Raw genomic sequence first — 18111 nt, 5'->3', positions numbered from 1 at the left:
ATATCAATATTGAAATTTCAATTTAATTCTATATTTGATTTCTCCATAAGTTTTATTTGAAAATATATATCAATTGAAAATTATTATTGATTGAACTCTTTACTTAAGATATACTTAATTTAATAAAAAAATACTTTTATAAAGGAGAACTATATGAATTTATTAATTTCTTTATCTTTTACTATTTTAATAATAGGAGTTGGACATGCTTTTATAAAAAAGCACTCTAAATTTTGTTATATTTTAGCTACTATAATATCTATAATACTAATTACAATTTCATATACTGGTGCTATTGCTAATATCCCTGAATTTATAAGATTTTATATATTACCACTATTTACAAATAGTGCTTTTGCAACATCATTATTTATAGTAGTTATGTATACTGGTGCATTAAAAAATGGTAGTAAGCTTATGAAGCTTTTATTTCCTATAAGAGCTGAATTATCAATAATTGCATGTATTCTTACTCTTGCTCATAATATAATTTTTGGTAGATATCACTTTGTTGCGTTATTTACTAACCCAAAATCAATGTCATTTAATATGCTTTTAGCTGCAATATTTAGTTTAATGTTAATTGCAATTATGCTTCCACTTATGATTACATCTTTCCCTAACATAAGGAAAAAAATGAAGTACAAATCTTGGAAAAACCTTCAAAGATTTGCTTATGCTTTTTATGGATTAACTTATTTTCACATAATGCTTATAATGATGCCTATAGCTAAAACTGGTAATACTAAATATATTATAAATGTTTTAGTTTATAGTGTTGTTTATTTAACATATGCTGTACTTAGAATTAATAAAGCTTTATCTAAAAATAAGAAACTAGCAGTACTGTCTTAAAATCTGAAAAATTCAAAAAACCTATGTGCGGATAAGAATAAATTTTGAGGAAAGTAATTAGATCTTACTATGTATGTCTTTTTACTTTCCTCTATTTTTTAACATATTTATATTACAAATTATTTAAAAATATCCATAAATATGATAATATTATGCTAGTTATTACTAATAAGGGGGAACTATTTTGAAAAATGATGATGCCATTTATAGTTATGTAGAAAGAAAAATGATTGATTCTAATACTAATAAAATTACTTTCGATCCTAATAGACACAAAAAGAATGACATATTTACAGTTAGTGACTTGCTTAAAAAAATCTTACTTTATGGTTCTATAATTTTAATAATATGTGGATTTACCTTTTATCCCACTATCGCTAAACATAACAAAAAAACTCAAGATTTTATTGTTGAAATCTCATCTATAGTACATGAGTCTAACGATATTATGAATACAATTATTACTGAATATAATAACAATAATTTTTCAACTGATTATAAAACAAGTCTACAAAATAAACTTACTATTTTACAAAGTAATAATTTAGATGATTATACTACTTCTAAATATGGTACTTTAACAATAGCAACTACTCAAATATTAAATAATACCATAGATAGTATTAATATAATTTTATACTCTTCTACCGCTGATTCTTATAACTCCGGCGCTTTAAATGCTAACTTGAAATCTTATAAAGATAATATTGATATTTATAATAAATCTCTATTTCAATTTTTTGATGATAACGGAATCTTCTATAAAATTAATAGTGATGGCTCATATACTTATAATCTATAAATTTACATTTATCTTAATAAACGCCAAATAACAGGGCTGTATCAGATTGAATTAATAAATTCAATCTGATACAGCCCCATTTTTATTTTAATTTCTAAATAAACCATCTAATTTTAAATCTAATAAATTAGCAAATAATGATAAAGTGTTATTAGTTGGAATAACATTATTATTAATGTCTAATATCTTTCCAAGACCATATTCAGTATATATATCAACTGTTGGAAAATTATTTTCATCTCCTAAATTACAGATAATATCTGTTTCTTTTAAAGATACAATATTATTATCATTAGGAGTTACAAATTCATAAAGTCTAGTCTTATAATTATGTCTTAAGACCTTTACTTTATCAGTAACTTTAATTTTATTAGTTTTATTATTTATATCATACTTTGAAATAGATGAAGCTATATTATTAATTACAAAATAATCAACATTTCTCTTATAATCTACCTTTGCCTTAAACTCTGCTAACCTTTTTAAGTTTAGGTTTATATCTACAGGTATTTCTTCCTTTTTTAAATTATCAAAGGCTTTTTTTATGTAAGACAATTCTTCAGTTCCATTTAGTTCTTTTGATAATATATCCATACAATTTCTATAAATATCTTCAAAATAATTAAATGGTAATGCATATTTAATATTATTTAAAATCAAATATACTTTAAATTTAGCAGAGCTATCACCACTTCTAAATGAGTAATTTATATCAACTAATAACATTTCATTTAAATCTTCTGTATAAAATGTTACTTTTTCAATTCCATTTCTATATTCTGCTGTATAATTTTCATCTTTAGATAATGCTTGTGTATGTTGATTTATTATATATGTACCTTTAAATCCAAGATCATCAATTGAACCTACTCTTAATGATGTCTTTGGTGATAGTTTTTTTAGGTTAATATATGGTCTATTTTCACATAGATTATTTTCTAGTATTATTCTCACAGCTTAATCTCCTTACATAGTTGAATTTAATTTTATTTATAATTTATGCAAAAAAATAAATCTTATAAAAATATAAGATTTATTTTTTGGTTGCGGGGGCAGGACTTGAACCTACGACCTTTGGGTTATGAGCCCAACGAGCTGCCAACTGCTCCACCCCGCGATATTATGTTTTATAAGCTCTCTTGCTTAACTTGTATCCTTAGTATAATCTAATAAGTATTTGTAGTCAAAGTTGAATTATGTTGTATTATGGCTTTAAAGTGTAAGAGATAGCTTAGAGTCTTAAATGCAAGCAGATAATACTAAATATCATTTAGAGCTCCAATCTATTATTTCAAGAAATAAAGTTGTTTACTTCCATACAATGTTTATCAAAGATTGAAGGTAGTAAAAGAAATACTTTAAACATTTCTTTTACTACCTTTATAATAGGTAACCCTATTTCATAAAAATAATATTATTAAACAATCTTCTTTTGAGAAACCCTCTTAGTACCTATATTCTTAAACTCAACATATATCATTAATATTGATACAGTTCCTGCAATAAAGTCAGCAATAGGACCAGAATACATTATTCCATCAATTCCAATAAATAAAGGCAATACAACTATTAATGGTAACAAAAATAAAATCTGTCTTGTTAAAGAAAGAAATATACCCTTCTTTGGTTTTCCTATAGCAGTAAAGAAATTAGATGATATAGGTTGCAGACAATTTAAAAATGTAAAAAATAAAAATATCCTAAAATACTTCACTGCAAAAGTATAATAAACTTCAGAACCTGAACCAAATATAGATACTATTTGCCTTGGCAAAAACTGAAATGCAAGAAAAGCTACTACTGATACACCTAAACCATAAGATATAGCTGTAGTATATGCCTTTTTAACTCTATCATATAGCTTAGCTCCATAGTTAAAGCTTACAATAGGCTGTAACCCTTGAGAAAGCCCAATTACTATTGACATATAAATTTGATTTACCTTTGTTATAATTCCTGCACATGCAAGTGGTATTGACTCTCCATATACAGATAATGCGCCATAATATGTTAAAGACTTATTCATTACAATTTGTACAATCATCATTGCAAGCTGATTAAAGCATGGTGCTGCACCTAATGAAATTATTTTACTTACAAAATTCCACTTTGGTATTAAATGCTTCTTTTCTATTTTACCTGTTTTATATTTTAATAAATATCTTAATACTAAAAATGCAGCAAAAATTTGTCCTATAATTGTTGCTAATCCTGCCCCTACCATTCCCATATTAAATCCAAATATAAATATAGGGTCTAAAATTATATTAATTATGGCTCCAGATAAATTACATAACATGCTATATTTAGGACTACCATCTGCTCTAATTAAATGTCCCCCACCTGTAGAAAATATTAAAAATGGAAAACCTATTGCAGTTACCCTTGTATAATTCCTAGCATAAACTAATACATTATCAGGTGATCCAAAAAATCTAAGCATAGGTTCCAAAAATATCTGAATTATAATACATAAAACTATCCCTGAAAGAAAAAGTAATAATGCAGAATTTCCTATATAATATAATGCCTTTTCCTTTTTTCCTTCACCTAATGTCAAATTAAAAGCTGATGCTGCTCCAATTCCTAATAATAAAGCTAAAGCAATACATGAGGTTGTAAGTGGAAATGTTATGTTAGTTGCAGCATTCCCTAATTCTCCAACACTTCTTCCAATAAAAAATTGATCTACTATATTGTATAATGCACTTACAAGCATTGCTATTATACTTGGAATTGCAAAATTTCTTAATAATTTATTTATTGGCTGTGTACCTAAATTATTCTTCATTTTATTTTCCCTCGCTTTCATATTCTTTTGCTTTTATATATTATTTGTAAAACACAGTTTGTTTATAAACAAATAAATATAATATTAAGTTTTTTGATGATTTAATCATTTTTCATTATCCTTGATTTTACCAACTAATAATCATTATACCAAATATAAAATTATAAAGCATATTCCTCATATCTCATACTTTTAATTTTTCTACATCGAATTAAAAATTTACTATTTAAAACAAATAATGGAGTTATTTTCTATTTTATGTTAATATTCTATTAAATAGTTGTCAAAATTATATTATTGTATAATTAATGGGAATTTATTGAGGAGATAGGAAGAATGAATATTAGAAAAGCAACAAAAAAAGATTTATCAAGAGTATCAGAAATATATGTTTTTAATAATAGAGTGAATTATTGGCCAATTTTTAAAGATGATGGCTTTTCTTTTGGAGAATTACAAGTAGTTACTATGATTGATAATTATTTTGGAAAAGATGAAATATTAAAAAATATATTAGTTTATGATGATGGTTTAATAAAAGGATTTATTCAAATGAAAGAAAAAGAGATTTGTAAAATATATGTAGATACTTTTTTTCAAAGTAAAGGAATTGGAATATAATATCAACTCAGAAAGAAGTTCAGAAAGTAGGTGCTAATGTGGAAATATTAACTCTTTTACTATTGATATTATTAGTGGCATATATATGTTTCAGTAATTATAAAAGAAAAATTAATACATTGAACAAAATAAATAATGAATTTGGAGAAAAGCCTAATAATTTTTCCGAAGACTTTGATATGAATTTTGTTAGAGAATATTATAAAACACGTAAAAAACATGAAAACATTAGTGAATCAATTGATGAGTTAACTTGGAATGACCTTGATATGGATAATGTTTTCAAGCGAACTAATTACACTAGTACAACATTAGGAGAAACGTATTTATATTATAAATTTAGAGAAGTATCATATGATAGTGACAAATGGGACATTACTGAAGAATTAGTAAATAATTTAATGATTAATGATTCTTTAAGAAATTCTATTAAATTAGAACTTTTAAAGGTTGGTAAAATCAAAGATGAGAGATTTATTAATTTTATCTACAATTCCAATTTTAGCAAAATATCTGGTTATCATAAATATCCTTTATTGGCATTAGGTCTTGCAATATCAATTTTACTAATATTTTTCACTAATAATATAGGCCTAATTGGAACAGTATTTTTTCTGTGTGCTAATATATTATTTTATCAAAGTGCTAAAACTTATTTAGAAGATAATTTTAATGTAATGGTATATTTATTAAATAATATTAAGTTATGTCAAAAATTATCAAAAATAAGAGATACTGATTTTGAGAAGTTCAGGATAGAATTAGAAAAGGCATTAAGTAAATTTTCTAAATTAAAAAAAGTAAAAAAATATAACTCTGCTTTAAGTAAACGCGGTGTTAATTTATTTTCTGACATAGACCTCATTACTGAATATATAAAGATGTTTTTTATGGTAGATATTATTGCATATCAAAACATAGCTAAAATACTGGAAGAAAATAAAGAATATCTTTTCTTAATCTATGATTTAATAGCTCAATTAGATTTTGCATTAAGTCTTTCTTATTATAGGGCTAGCATAGATGAATACACAAATCCAGATTTTACTGAAAATAATGTTATTGAATTAGAAAATATTTATCATCCACTTATAGATAACCCCGTAAAAAATTCAATAATTGTTGATAAAAATATAATTTTTACAGGATCAAACGCTTCTGGTAAATCTACTTTTATTAAATCTGTTGCATTAAATTGTATAATGGCACAAAGCTTAAATACAGCATTGTGTTCTAAATATAAATGTAGATTTTCTAAAGTTGTAACATCTATGGCAATAAGAGATGATATTATTGAGGGAGATAGTTACTTTATTTCTGAGATAAAAAGTTTAAAAAGGTTATTAGATTCATTAAATGGTAATATTCCTGTTTTAGCATTTGTAGATGAAATCTTAAAAGGAACTAATACTATTGAAAGAATATCAGCATCAGCCTCAATACTAAAGTATGTTAACACAACCAATGCACGAATTTTAGTTGCAACTCATGATATTGAATTAACACAAATGATTGAAACTGGATATGATAATTATCACTTTAGAGAAGTTATTACAGATAATGATGTACTATTTGACTATAAACTTAAATCTGGTCCATCAACAACAAGAAATGCAATTAAGTTATTAAAAGTAATGGACTTTAAATCTAATATATTAAATGATGCAAATTATATTTATGATTCATTTATAAAAAGTGAAAAGTGGCCAAAACTTTGATTTATTTTAAGCTTATTTAAGAGATTAACAATTCTATTATTAATTTTATATATAGAAAAATAATTTTAAACAATAACTTACTAAAAATATCGCATATTCTATTTTTGTATATGCGGTATTTTGAATATTAAATATCAAATATTTAATATTCAAAAGTACATATCCCATAATTAATTAAATGTAAATGAACTAACAAAATCATCTACCGATTTAACTACTTTATCTAACCTATCATAATCTATTAACTCAGGTGTATCATTTTCCGTATGAATTACCTCTTTTACATTTTCATCAATTATACATATAGCTGGTATTCCTACTCTGTCAAACTCAACACTATCAGCTGTTCCTTTTAAACCTGTATTTAATTCTACTTCTAACCCATTATTCTCTATAACTTCTTTCATTGGCTCATATAATGATGTATCCGTATTTTTATCTAAGAATGTTACTTTTCCTCCATTTTTATATCCAACAGAATCAATATTAATATTTATTAAGTTATCATATTTCCCATTTATATCTTCAATAAACTTTTCACTTCCTGTTAATCCGTTTTCTTCACCATTAAAGGCACAAAAAATTATATCAAATGCTGGCTTATTTACTGAGTATTTATTATTCAAAATTTCTGCTAAGTCTAATAATACAGCTACCCCTGATGCATTATCAATTGCTCCCCTTATTATTTTCCCATCTTGTATTCCTATATGATCAAAATGTGCAGAAATTACTATAGCATTGTTAGAATTACCTTCTATTTTTCCAACAATATTATTAATAGTCTTTACTTCTCCATAATCATCTTCTGCAATCAATCCTGAATTTTTATATACTTCTTGTGTATATTCCTCCTTATAACTATCATTAAATATTGGAATTAATCCTATTTGTCCAAATAAATCATTAATATATTCTCCAGCTAGCTCATTTCCTACGCTTCCAATCCATCTACCTTCAAATTTATCTGAACATAACTTATTGATTACTTCTTCCTTATTTATTGATACAGTTTCTTCAACTTCTTCATTTTCTTCTTTTAAATTATTAGTTTCAATTGAGGTTGAATTTTCTGTAGCATCAATAGATAAATTCTTTTTATTGCAACTTATAAGTGATAATGAAATAATTGAAACAGATAAAACTAATAGTATTTTCTTATAAATCATATTTTTCTTTGTTCTCCTTAAATAAACTATTATATCTATTTATATTAGCCATATTATGTAAATATCAATCCATATTAATATAATTTGTTTATAAAAATGGAATGCTAGTTACAATTACAGCTTTTATAGGAACTATTATTGGTAGCTATAGTGGATTTCTTTTTTCACAGTCACAGCCAGATGGATTAGGCTATATTTCAATGTTAACTACAATCTTTTTAGGTATAAAGTTTTTAGTTAAACCTATTGAAGAAGGTCATGATGCAGATTCCGGTTCAAATGATAATTATTCATCACAAGAACAGGATATAATTATTAAATTCATAAAAGATTTGAAGAATAATAACAAACACTTTTAAATTATTGATACTAAAAAGGATGTCCATATATTAGACTGAACTTACCCTATCAAGTAGACAGTGTAAATGATATAAAATTTTATCATTTTAACTGTCTACTATAGGTGAGTCATATCATTATAGACATCCCTTATTTTTTATACTTATATTATCTACTACCTATACTATAGTAATGAGAAATAATATTATTTCAAAACAAATCAATATAATTAATACTTTAATTTATTATTAATATTATTAGCACTAGGCTCAGCCTTTTCAACAAATATATAATACCAAGCCCCTGCTTCAATCTTTTCCTCTATAATTTTATTATGAGAACTTTCAAATCCCAACCCCTTAGATGCATATGGTAAAAATACAAATGCAAATAAATATAATAAACAACTTCCCACTATAAAATAACACCATCTTAAAACTTTACTTTTCCCTTTTGAAATCATGATAAAACCTCCTCATTTATTTAACTATTTCAAAAGCTTTTCTGTTATATTTGTAAATACAACATTAAACATTAAATAAGCAGCTAAGAAAGTTAATAATATATTTAATGCCTGTCCACAAACGTATAATATAATTGGTTTTCCACCTTTAAAATACTTAAATAAATCTCTAAAGTTAGTAGATAACCCAATACTGGCAAATGCTAAACAAAATAACCATCCTTGCAATGGACTAATTATAGATTTAACCATTCCTTTATCAATAAACACATTAGCAACATCACTACCAAGGATAAAATAAATAAATGAAAATAAAATAGATGCAAATAGAAAACCTAACACAAACTTTGGAAAATTAGTCCAAATCTCTTTAAATAATACCTTTGCTGAAATATTCTTTTCACTAGTTGAATTTCTTTCAACTTTTAAACTCCAATAAGTAGCAACTCCAAAAGCCATAACTCCTATTAAAATATTTTGTATCATCTTTATAGTTGAAGCAACATCACGAGCTACAGGTCCAAGTAATTCACCAGCAGCAACAACTGCACCTGTTGAGTCTACAGTTCCTCCTATCCATGCCCCTGCTAATACTGGGTTTAATCCTAACTTTTTTATTATTAAAGGCATTATTACCATCATCAATGAAGTAAACAAAATTGATATTCCAACAGCTAATGTTAACTCTTCTTTTTTAGCTTTACTTGCACTTGCAGCAGCTATTGCAGCAGATACACCACTTACTGACATATCAGCAGAAATAGTAATATTTAAAGATTTAGATTCTATCTTAAGTATTTTTTGTCCAAACCAGTAAGTTGTTATTAATACAATTGGAGTCACACACCAAGTAACAAATATACCTGGAATTCCAATTAAAAGCATCTTATTAATTAAAACTGTTGAACCTAATAAAACTAATCCTGTTTTAATGAAAAATTCAGTTTCTGCAGCTTTTAATACAATCTTTGGAGTTCCTATAGTATTACTTACTAAAAATCCAATTAGTAATGCCCATACTACATACTCAAGTCCCCAAGCCTTTAAATTTACTTGAGATGCAAGTATATATGCTAATACTGCAACTATAAAAACTACTGGGAAACCAAGGGCAAACTCCTTAACTGATTTCCCCATAAAGTGAATTCCAATTGAAAATAATATACAAAGAACAATACCTAAAATTATTAATGATGGTATTAAATTATATGGTTTAATGCTACTTTCAGATTTAGCTGAATCCTCAATTCCTTTTAATTCATACCAAGTATTTATATCTTCTTCAGCTTTCATATTTAAATCTTCATCTTTATAATTTGCTTCTGCAGCAGCATTTTGAGAGTTTAATGCTATTTCTTTTGCAGAACTTGCATTAGCAGCAGCTTCTTCATATTTGACTTCATTTTCAGCTGATAATTTAGAAGCCTCTTCTTTGCTTAAATAAATAGATTTTAGTAGATCATCATTCCAAGAATATGGTTTAGAGAAAAGTTCACTTATTTGAGATATGAAAGGTATATTAGTAAATTTCAGCGAACTTTTTTCATCATTTGCTTCATACCATTCTATAGTTTTAAATGGAGCCTTTTCCCCTTCTGCCTTAAGTATACTGTTATAGTTATTTAAATCTGCTTTTATACTTTTAGTATAATTTATTGAAAATACAAATAATGTACATAGTAATATTGCAAATCCTAATATAATAGCCCAATAGTCCTCAAATTTTAATAACTCTTTGATATTATATTTTTTACTAGATCTTTTTTGTGTTAACATGTAATAACCCCCTATTGATTTACTTAAAATTTAAATATTCTTTTTTAATTCCCCAATTTTTAAATACCTTAAATTTTAATAGCGCTATTAATTCTTACTGAATTTTAAATGTTTATTTTAAATCTTCACCATCCTTTACTATAAAATACTTACCTGATGGCTAGCCGTTGTAATACTCCACCTGTTAAGATGAAATATAACAACAGACATGCCCTTAGATAATGAATTCTAATCTTAAGCTAAGAATTCAATTTATATACATGTATAATTTTTTGCAAAATAAAAAGCACCAGAGAATAAACTCAAGTGCATGCAAAATCACCTATTAATTTACTCTCTTATCGCTCAGCTAATAAAGCTGCAGGAATTAGCACCACGTTGATAGTTTTGAATTTTTAATTAGTAGTTTTTATATAAACTTCTAACTGCTAACTTTTAACTATTAACAGGTTGCTGGGTTTCATAGGGCCAGTCCCTCAACCACTCTTGATAAGAATATTTATTAAATTTTAATATTGTTGTTATTTAATATAACCCTCTTTTAAATGTATATCAATAACTTTTTTTGTATTTTTTTCTTTTAGATGTTTTATGATTATTTATTTTTATATATTAAATACTTTAATAAAATAACCAGTATACATTTCCCTCAAGAAAAATATATACTGGTCATTTTATATTATTATTTGATACACTCAAATAATACTCCATAATTTATTTCTACACCATTTACATTTATGTTATATATAGGTTTAATATCATTATGAACTTTTTCTAAAAATGATATATCCTTTACAAAAGGATCATTAGTATTTAAAACTGTTACTCTAGAAACATACTTATAAATCTCTTCATTAAAATAAAGGCTCTACCTTGACGTAGATCCTTTATCATGTATTATTTATATCTATTTCTTAGTAATATACTTAAAATCTGGCATCCTATTAAGATCATATTCAACATAATCATCAACATCTAACAAATCATTTAAATCTATACATTGAACTCTTTGATTTTCATATGTTACCCAATAAAACTTCAATGATTCAGCACACATTACAGCTGTATAAATTGTATATTCATACCGTTCTAAACATTCATCATACACAATTGTATTATTTTTTTCTGATAATTCAACTAAACCAAGAGGCACTGCAACATTATTAAATAAATGAATAATATTACTAACACCCTCCTCTTCATCTATCCCCTTAACAGCATACTTCTTCAAAAATGATAACCGAATAAACCTTGATGTAGAAGAACAATCTCCTGGAAGTCCCATTGCACCATCTCCTGTGAAACACTTATTAAATTTTTCTCCATTAATCTCTAAAGTGTCATAATCTAAATTTCTAATATTAAAGTAATTTAATAAATTTAAACAATGCCAAGAATAACTTGGACTATTAGTCATAACTCCCATAGAATTACGATAAATGCTTACTCCTGTTTCATCTGGCTCAATAATAACAGCTTCACCTGTTTTATCTGAAAATATCCAATGAATTGGTGGTACTTGCCCAAGTATGGGTATATTCATTAAGGTAATTTTATTTTCAATCATATCAACAACTTCATCTACACTTTTACATCTCGTTAAAAGATATGTAACAAGAAATGGAGGCTGCACAGCTATTGTACCTTTAGCTTTTTTATCATTATATTTAGCAAAACAACGATAAGCTAACTGCCCACCCATTACCCCTTTTTCATTAACCCCCTCATACAAAATTGGTGTAGATTGCATAAGACTTATTCCTGTTCCAACAGCTGCATACTTTGATACAGTTTTTGTTTTTTCAACTATGTTATTTTCTACTCTTGTCCCACATCCATAATAACTCTTACCTTTAGGAATATATATTATTTTACTTTCTTCAGCAATACAATTAAAATCAAAATTTCTTCCCCATAGGTGCTTATTATCTTCTGTAGTCCAACTCATAGAACTACATCCACCATTCATAGCATTTAATACCTCATTGATATTGTCCATGAATTACCTCATTAAATTATTATTTTATCTAAATAATATATGTAATAAACAGCTGATATTGTTATTTTATAATTACAAATTTTAAAGCAGCACTTATATCATCTAATCATAAGTGCTGCTTCATTAACTATATAATAAACATTCATCATTTAAAATACATCATTTGTATACTAACAATTAATATATTCTTTGTTATTTAATAAAATAAATAGTATTATACACATTCATTTAATTAATCTCTTATTTTTATGCAATTAAAAGTTTTTAATAATATTAAATAAACAATTCCAACACAACTAATTACTATTATTGTGTTTACTCCAATTAATAAAGTATTATAAGCTAGAAAATTCCATATTAATTTTCCAAATATAGTTGATATTAAACCAAAGATTATAGGCATGAATGCCCACTTTAATAAATCTATTTTAATATCAGTAACCTTAACTACTCTAATAAAACTTACTGTAAAACTAAAAATAGTTGATATATACATTGCTATAATTAAGCCTTCTATTCCTTTTATAGACCCTAAAAAATATATACCTAAAATCTTTAATACAGACTCCATAATTTGATATTCTAATACTTTAACTTGCTCATTTAATCCATTTAAAATACCGCCCATAATCATATCAATATACATAAATGGAATTATAAAAGAAAGCATTTTAAAAAACGTTCCTATATCTTCTCTGTTATAAATTGATATAGATAATTGATTATAAAATGTAAAAAATATAAAGAAAGATATAATACCTATTATACTTGTAAAACAAATACTTCTAGTAATTACACTATTTAACCTTTCTTTATTATTAATAGCCTTAGCTCTAGAAATCTCTGGCATCAAAACTCTAGCTAAAGACATGAGTAATGTTGCTGGAAACATAATTATGGGAAAAACCATTCCCATAACTCCACCTAATGCACTTATAGCTTCACTTTCAGACATTCCAAACCTTACAAGAGATAATGGTATTAATATCATTTGCACTGTACTAAATGCAGACATTAGGTAGGATCTAGTAGCCATAGGTATAGATATTTTAAATAACCTTTTAATCAACCCTTTTGTATTTCCTTGTACATTACTTAAATACTTAATTTCCTTTTTCTCCAACTTATATGCTATAAATACATATAAACAAGATAAAATATCACTTATAACACTTCCTAATACAAGCACTGCACAACCATATTCTAATTTTATAGATACAGCTGAATGTAATAATAATACTATTACTGTAATTTGTATAAACTTTTCAGCAAGCTGAGTTGTTATTGGTATGAATATATCCCTAACAGCATAAAAGTATCCCTTTAAACATGATGATATTGAAATAAAAGGAATGCTTATTGCAAATATTTTTATTGAAAGTATTACTCTTGTGTCTTTTAAAAATATTAAAGCTATATTTTTAGAAAAAGCAAATAATATAATAGAAGCTGTTATTCCCAATACTCCACATATTGTAGATGCTTTAAATACCACATATTTTACATTATTGTACTCTTGCTTTGACATTTCTTCTGCTACAATTCTTGTTACTGCTGAACTTATTCCTGAAGTTGCAAAAGTTATTGCAATCATACTCACTGTTCCAATAAGCTTGTACAATCCCATCCCCTCTGTACCAATTTCATTTGATATGTATACATTAAATACAACTCCTATACTCCTCATTATCATCATTGTAATTGATAATAATATTGCATTTATAAATAAATTCTTTGTTTTATTTTCCATACAGTACCTCTTAACTTATTATATTGCTACTATATGTTAAGTGTTTACAATAAATTACTTATATTAAATTGATGAATTTAAAGTTTATAATAATTTAATAATTATATTTTCTGGTATATATTTTAAATTAAATTTCATTACATAGAAATAAAACTAATTTTTATTAATAATATCCCAAAACTCTTTTTCAGTAATTATTTCTATTCCTAGAGTTTTAGCCTTTTCTAACTTGCTCTTTCCAGCACCTTCTCCAATTACAAGCATATTAGTTTTTCCACTTATGCTAGTTGGTGAATCAGCTCCATATCTTATAGCTGTTGCTCTCATTTCTGCTCTACTTTTAGACATATCACCAGTAAAGACTATTTTCTTTTTATTAAATATATCCTTTATTAAGTTTTCCTTAGCAAACTCTATCATCTTTTTCTCTTCTGCAACTTGCTCCTTATCCTTTGCAAACTTTCTAAATCTATTTGCTGTTGAAGCTGAAGCTTGCTTAGCACCATTAGCTTCATTACTACTCTTGCTATCTTTGTTACTTTTCTTTGCAACTGATGCTGATGTTGGTGTACCTAAAGCTGACCATCTTTCAGGCTTAATAACTTTTAATAGCTCTAATAAATCTAAAACATCCTGTAATGCATTATGAGCCTGTCCCTTTTTAATATTGTAATGTTCTAATAAATTAACAAGCTTATATGAAGGTAATATTTCTTTTTGCTTTATTGTATTCATACTACAATAAAATTCTTGATTATCTTCAACCCAGCCCCAATATCTTAAAAAGTTTCTATCAAAACTTGCATTATGTGCTACTAAAGGACACTTATACTTTTTAACTAATGATTTAAATTTTGACTTAAGCTCTTCATTTTCTTCAATTGCATCTAAGCCATCACCATATCCATTTTTATATTTTTCTTCATCATTAATAATTGCTAAATGAAGGCTATCAATCACTCTATAATCTTCTACAACTATTGCAGCAACTTCTCTTATTCCATCAGCTGGACTAAAGCTTCTTGGTGTTTCTATGTCTACAATTATGAATCTTTCTTTTTTCTGCATATCTAATAAGTAATCTGGGTGTATGCTATGTAATTCACCATTTATATCTAATATTATTTCATTATTATCAACTACTCCAACAACATCGCATTCTACAGCATTTTCTGTATATGCACCTTTATAATATAAAGTTTTAACTTCATTTGCCTTAGGGCTAATTAGTTTTAATTCTTTTAAAACTTCTATTTTTTCTTCTGATGATTCAAACTTTCTCCACTCTCTTTTGGGATTTATCATACTTGTACCTCTATTCTAATTTTATAAATTTATTACTATATTAATTTAAATATATTAAAAATTATATCACATAGTTTATATTAAAAAATCATTAATACTTAAAAGTTGTTATATTGATAGTATATAGCTAGATTTAGTATTCTAAACTACTTCTTGTCCTCTAAAGGCTTAATATGGCATAATGCAGTTTTGACTATATGTAATTATAAAGTTATACTTAACCTACAAGTTAAGCAAAACAAGTTTGCAAGGCATAATATCGCGGGGTGGAGCAGTTGGCAGCTCGTTGGGCTCATAACCCAAAGGTCGTAGGTTCAAGTCCTGCCCCCGCAACCAAGAAAAATAAATCTTATATTTTATAAGGTTTATTTTTTTTGTATAAATATTTAATAAATTCATATTAACTCAAAATTAAAAACAATTTATTCAAAAATTCATATAAAATAATATAAAGCTAGAAAACTAATTAATATTTTCTAGCTTTTTAAATGTATTACTTATTTACTATTTTTATATTACCCTAATAATAAAATTCATTATATAAGTTTACTTAGCTTAATAATTAACTTTTATTTTATTATAAATTTGCACCAAAATCAGTTACTAATACTTGTCCTGTTATTGCTCTAGCCTTATCACTAGCTAAGAAAGCTATAGTGTTAGCTACATCCTCTGGTTCACAAACTGGTAGCTTTAAATCTGCATGAGCCATCATAGCATTCATCATATCCATATTCATATTAGCTAAATTTTCTGATTTAGACATTGGTGTTTTTACTGAACCAGGACACACAACATTACAACGTATTCCTTCTTTAGCCATTCTTAATGCAATATTTTTAGTTAATCCAATTATTGCTCCTTTACTAGCACAATATACAGCTCCTCCAGAACCATAAACGCCAGCAACTGATGCTACATTAATAATTGCGCCACTTTTATTTTCTAACATTACCTTAGCAGCTACATTTGTAATATTTATAGTTCCTTTTGTATTAACATCTATTACAAAATTAACATCATTTTCATCAACAGCTTCAATAGGTAAAAGTGCATGATCTAGTACACCAGCATTGTTAACTAAAATGTCTAATTTACCAAATGTTTTTATTGTTTCATCTATAACATTTTTACAATCTTCTTTTTTAGAAATATCGCTAGTTACTACTAATACTTCTCCACCTAAGCCCCTGATTCTTTGGGCAACATTTTCTAATTGTTCTTTTCTTCTTGCAGTTATTACAACCTTTGCACCTTCTTTAGCAAACAATAGTGCAGTTGCTTCTCCAATCCCTGAGTTACCTCCTGTAATAATAGCTACCTTGTTCTTTAACATATAATCCCCTCCATTTGCATCTCTTTATTATCCTTTTATTTTGAATAAAAATATTATTTTTATAGTTATAATTTTATCATGTTTTTATTAATTGTAAAAAATTTCAATTTAATAATTTCTATTTAAATATTCTATAAGGTTTTATATTGCTGATTAATCTTTTATTATCCTTACTTAAAATTATTGTTTAAATAAGTATATCTTAAAGGGATGTCTATTTTAGACACCCCTTTAAAAGTCAATATATTAAAATTGCTTATATAAACTTAATAATCAAATTGTAACGCCTTAACTTAGGTATACTTATTTCATTACTTTTTCAAACCTAAAAAACTCTTCATTAAATTCACCATCAATCTTATCATTTTGAGAATCTTTATAATATTTATTAAAAAATTCAACAATGTGGAATCCACATTTATTAACATAAAAATTAAAAGAAGCCACAACAAATGACTTCTTTTAATTCTATTATATACTATTTTTATTTATAAATATATCTAATAAGATCTATAAACGATTTATATATCCTTTATTTTTACTGCTCTATTTATTTCATTACCATATTTCCATTTGATTAAGCTTAACATCATATTCAACATAAATGTCATTACCTTCAGCATCTACTAGAGTTAATTCAATGCTAATTAACTCCATATCATCACTACCAAAGCATTCACTAATACTACTTGTTTCTCCTGCTAATATTGTATCTGAAAATGTTAAATAAGAACCTTCTTTGACACCATCCTTAGTTATATTATACTTAAAATCTGCATACTTAACTGCATAACTACTATTATTTGTTAATGTAGCTTGATAATATATAGTGCCTATGCTGTCTGGTTCTTGTAGTTGTCCTGTTATTACAAAATCATTTATATTGATTTCTGATTCTTCTGTCTCAACATCTTCAGCTTCTTCAATTTCTGGTGAATTATATGTTTCATTTTCTTGTGATTCTGTAGCACTTGAACAACCTGCAAATAAAGTTAAAGTAGCTAGTATTCCAGCAATAAGCAATCTTTTCATATATTTGACCCCCTAAATAAAATCTTATTGCAAATAAAATCCTATATAATATATGAATAAAAGTTTCATTTTATTACTCATATGGAGTAGTTTTTATGCTTATCTATATAATTAATAATAGGTATTAATACTATTTTCTTTATAAAGTAACTGAA

The 18111-nt window shown here is 25.9% G+C and carries 16 protein-coding genes, 2 tRNA genes and 1 riboswitch; of the genes, 6 read left to right on the top strand and 12 right to left on the bottom strand.

Translation table 11 applies throughout. The features are described from left to right. Positions 1 to 153: 153 nt before the first annotated feature. Together HCG70_RS07450 and HCG70_RS07445 are read left to right on the top strand one after the other, a co-directional pair. Entirely contained in the window at positions 154 to 855 is a 702-nt protein-coding gene (locus tag HCG70_RS07450) for a ferric reductase-like transmembrane domain-containing protein (protein ID WP_221697652.1), read from the top strand. Between the two features lie 184 nt (positions 856 to 1039). After that, entirely contained in the window at positions 1040 to 1657 is a 618-nt protein-coding gene (locus HCG70_RS07445) for a hypothetical protein (RefSeq protein WP_195952416.1), read from the top strand. A gap of 87 nt (positions 1658 to 1744) precedes the next feature. Here the strand turns inward: HCG70_RS07445 and HCG70_RS07440 are convergent, their stop codons facing one another. From HCG70_RS07440 to HCG70_RS07430, 3 genes are all read right to left on the bottom strand, one after another. Beyond that, a complete protein-coding gene (locus HCG70_RS07440) occupies positions 1745 to 2611 on the bottom strand; it encodes a hypothetical protein (RefSeq protein WP_221697651.1) in 867 nt (288 codons plus the stop codon). An 87-nt stretch (positions 2612 to 2698) separates the two neighbouring features. After that, positions 2699 to 2774, bottom strand: a tRNA-Met gene (locus tag HCG70_RS07435). A gap of 300 nt (positions 2775 to 3074) precedes the next feature. Further along, positions 3075 to 4448, bottom strand: coding sequence for an MATE family efflux transporter (locus HCG70_RS07430; protein WP_243282451.1), 1374 nt, complete (start codon positions 4446 to 4448; stop codon positions 3075 to 3077). A gap of 336 nt (positions 4449 to 4784) precedes the next feature. On the opposite strand from HCG70_RS07430, the gene HCG70_RS07425 reads away from it, so the two are divergent. Beyond that, positions 4785 to 5069, top strand: a complete 285-nt coding sequence (locus HCG70_RS07425; RefSeq protein ID WP_207743580.1) for a hypothetical protein — start codon at positions 4785 to 4787, stop codon at positions 5067 to 5069. A 38-nt stretch (positions 5070 to 5107) separates the two neighbouring features. Further along, positions 5108 to 6787 carry a MutS-related protein gene (locus HCG70_RS07420; RefSeq protein ID WP_154820442.1) on the top strand — a complete coding sequence of 560 codons (1680 nt, stop codon included), beginning with the start codon at positions 5108 to 5110 and terminating at the stop codon, positions 6785 to 6787. A 170-nt stretch (positions 6788 to 6957) separates the two neighbouring features. Here the strand turns inward: HCG70_RS07420 and HCG70_RS07415 are convergent, their stop codons facing one another. Continuing rightward, positions 6958 to 7956: a M28 family metallopeptidase gene (locus tag HCG70_RS07415; protein WP_195949340.1), complete on the bottom strand. Its 999-nt coding sequence runs from the start codon at positions 7954 to 7956 to the stop codon at positions 6958 to 6960. A 101-nt stretch (positions 7957 to 8057) separates the two neighbouring features. Here HCG70_RS07415 and HCG70_RS07410 point away from each other — a divergent pair, with 101 nt between their 5' ends. Further along, complete coding sequence (locus tag HCG70_RS07410; RefSeq protein ID WP_055276050.1) at positions 8058 to 8315, top strand: hypothetical protein; 258 nt, start codon at positions 8058 to 8060, stop codon at positions 8313 to 8315. A gap of 209 nt (positions 8316 to 8524) precedes the next feature. Here HCG70_RS07410 and HCG70_RS07405 read toward each other — a convergent pair whose 3' ends face one another. From HCG70_RS07405 to HCG70_RS07385, 5 genes are all read right to left on the bottom strand, one after another. Beyond that, complete coding sequence (locus HCG70_RS07405; RefSeq protein ID WP_221697650.1) at positions 8525 to 8758, bottom strand: hypothetical protein; 234 nt, start codon at positions 8756 to 8758, stop codon at positions 8525 to 8527. 24 nt (positions 8759 to 8782) lie between these two features. Continuing rightward, on the bottom strand, positions 8783 to 10534 hold the full coding sequence (locus HCG70_RS07400; protein WP_221697649.1) for a YeiH family protein: 1752 nt from the start codon (positions 10532 to 10534) through the stop codon (positions 8783 to 8785). Between the two features lie 335 nt (positions 10535 to 10869). Next, a riboswitch (SAM riboswitch) is annotated at positions 10870 to 11030 on the bottom strand. 411 nt (positions 11031 to 11441) lie between these two features. Then, positions 11442 to 12533: a linear amide C-N hydrolase gene (locus HCG70_RS07395; RefSeq protein WP_221697648.1), complete on the bottom strand. Its 1092-nt coding sequence runs from the start codon at positions 12531 to 12533 to the stop codon at positions 11442 to 11444. Positions 12534 to 12765: 232 nt separating this feature from the next. Next, positions 12766 to 14283, bottom strand: coding sequence for an oligosaccharide flippase family protein (locus HCG70_RS07390; protein ID WP_221697647.1), 1518 nt, complete (start codon positions 14281 to 14283; stop codon positions 12766 to 12768). Between the two features lie 153 nt (positions 14284 to 14436). Next, positions 14437 to 15588 carry a PolC-type DNA polymerase III gene (locus tag HCG70_RS07385; protein ID WP_221697646.1) on the bottom strand — a complete coding sequence of 384 codons (1152 nt, stop codon included), beginning with the start codon at positions 15586 to 15588 and terminating at the stop codon, positions 14437 to 14439. 260 nt (positions 15589 to 15848) lie between these two features. Between HCG70_RS07385 and HCG70_RS07380 the strand changes: the two genes are divergently transcribed. After that, positions 15849 to 15924: transfer RNA gene (locus HCG70_RS07380), tRNA-Met, on the top strand. Between the two features lie 241 nt (positions 15925 to 16165). Here the strand turns inward: HCG70_RS07380 and HCG70_RS07375 are convergent. The 3 genes from HCG70_RS07375 to HCG70_RS07365 all read right to left on the bottom strand — a co-directional run bounded on the left by HCG70_RS07375 (position 16166) and on the right by HCG70_RS07365 (position 17956). Beyond that, positions 16166 to 16924, bottom strand: a complete 759-nt coding sequence (locus HCG70_RS07375) for an SDR family NAD(P)-dependent oxidoreductase (protein ID WP_042399094.1) — start codon at positions 16922 to 16924, stop codon at positions 16166 to 16168. A gap of 303 nt (positions 16925 to 17227) precedes the next feature. After that, positions 17228 to 17371, bottom strand: coding sequence for a hypothetical protein (locus HCG70_RS07370; protein WP_156327401.1), 144 nt, complete (start codon positions 17369 to 17371; stop codon positions 17228 to 17230). A 111-nt stretch (positions 17372 to 17482) separates the two neighbouring features. Beyond that, positions 17483 to 17956: a hypothetical protein gene (locus HCG70_RS07365; RefSeq protein ID WP_055276064.1), complete on the bottom strand. Its 474-nt coding sequence runs from the start codon at positions 17954 to 17956 to the stop codon at positions 17483 to 17485. Positions 17957 to 18111: the final 155 nt, after the last annotated feature.

Source organism: Clostridium sp. K04, assembly GCF_019734375.1.
Lineage (GTDB): Bacteria > Bacillota > Clostridia > Clostridiales > Clostridiaceae > Clostridium > Clostridium saudiense.
Note: the sequence above shows the minus strand (reverse complement) of the source record. Positions and strands in the feature narration are given on the sequence as shown.

Excerpts from the sequence above, each read along its gene's own strand:
- HCG70_RS07390 (WP_221697647.1), bottom strand. The coding sequence starts at position 14,283 with ATGGAAAATAAAACAAAGAATTTATTTATAAATGCAATATTATTATCA.
- HCG70_RS07405 (WP_221697650.1), bottom strand. The coding sequence starts at position 8,758 with ATGATTTCAAAAGGGAAAAGTAAAGTTTTAAGATGGTGTTATTTTATA.
- HCG70_RS07450 (WP_221697652.1), top strand. The coding sequence starts at position 154 with ATGAATTTATTAATTTCTTTATCTTTTACTATTTTAATAATAGGAGTT.
- HCG70_RS07400 (WP_221697649.1), bottom strand. The coding sequence starts at position 10,534 with ATGTTAACACAAAAAAGATCTAGTAAAAAATATAATATCAAAGAGTTA.
- HCG70_RS07430 (WP_243282451.1), bottom strand. The coding sequence starts at position 4,448 with ATGAAGAATAATTTAGGTACACAGCCAATAAATAAATTATTAAGAAAT.
- HCG70_RS07410 (WP_055276050.1), top strand. The coding sequence starts at position 8,058 with ATGCTAGTTACAATTACAGCTTTTATAGGAACTATTATTGGTAGCTAT.
- HCG70_RS07415 (WP_195949340.1), bottom strand. The coding sequence starts at position 7,956 with ATGATTTATAAGAAAATACTATTAGTTTTATCTGTTTCAATTATTTCA.
- HCG70_RS07375 (WP_042399094.1), bottom strand. The coding sequence starts at position 16,924 with ATGTTAAAGAACAAGGTAGCTATTATTACAGGAGGTAACTCAGGGATT.
- HCG70_RS07425 (WP_207743580.1), top strand. The coding sequence starts at position 4,785 with ATGAATATTAGAAAAGCAACAAAAAAAGATTTATCAAGAGTATCAGAA.
- HCG70_RS07365 (WP_055276064.1), bottom strand. The coding sequence starts at position 17,956 with ATGAAAAGATTGCTTATTGCTGGAATACTAGCTACTTTAACTTTATTT.
- HCG70_RS07395 (WP_221697648.1), bottom strand. The coding sequence starts at position 12,533 with ATGGACAATATCAATGAGGTATTAAATGCTATGAATGGTGGATGTAGT.
- HCG70_RS07385 (WP_221697646.1), bottom strand. The coding sequence starts at position 15,588 with ATGATAAATCCCAAAAGAGAGTGGAGAAAGTTTGAATCATCAGAAGAA.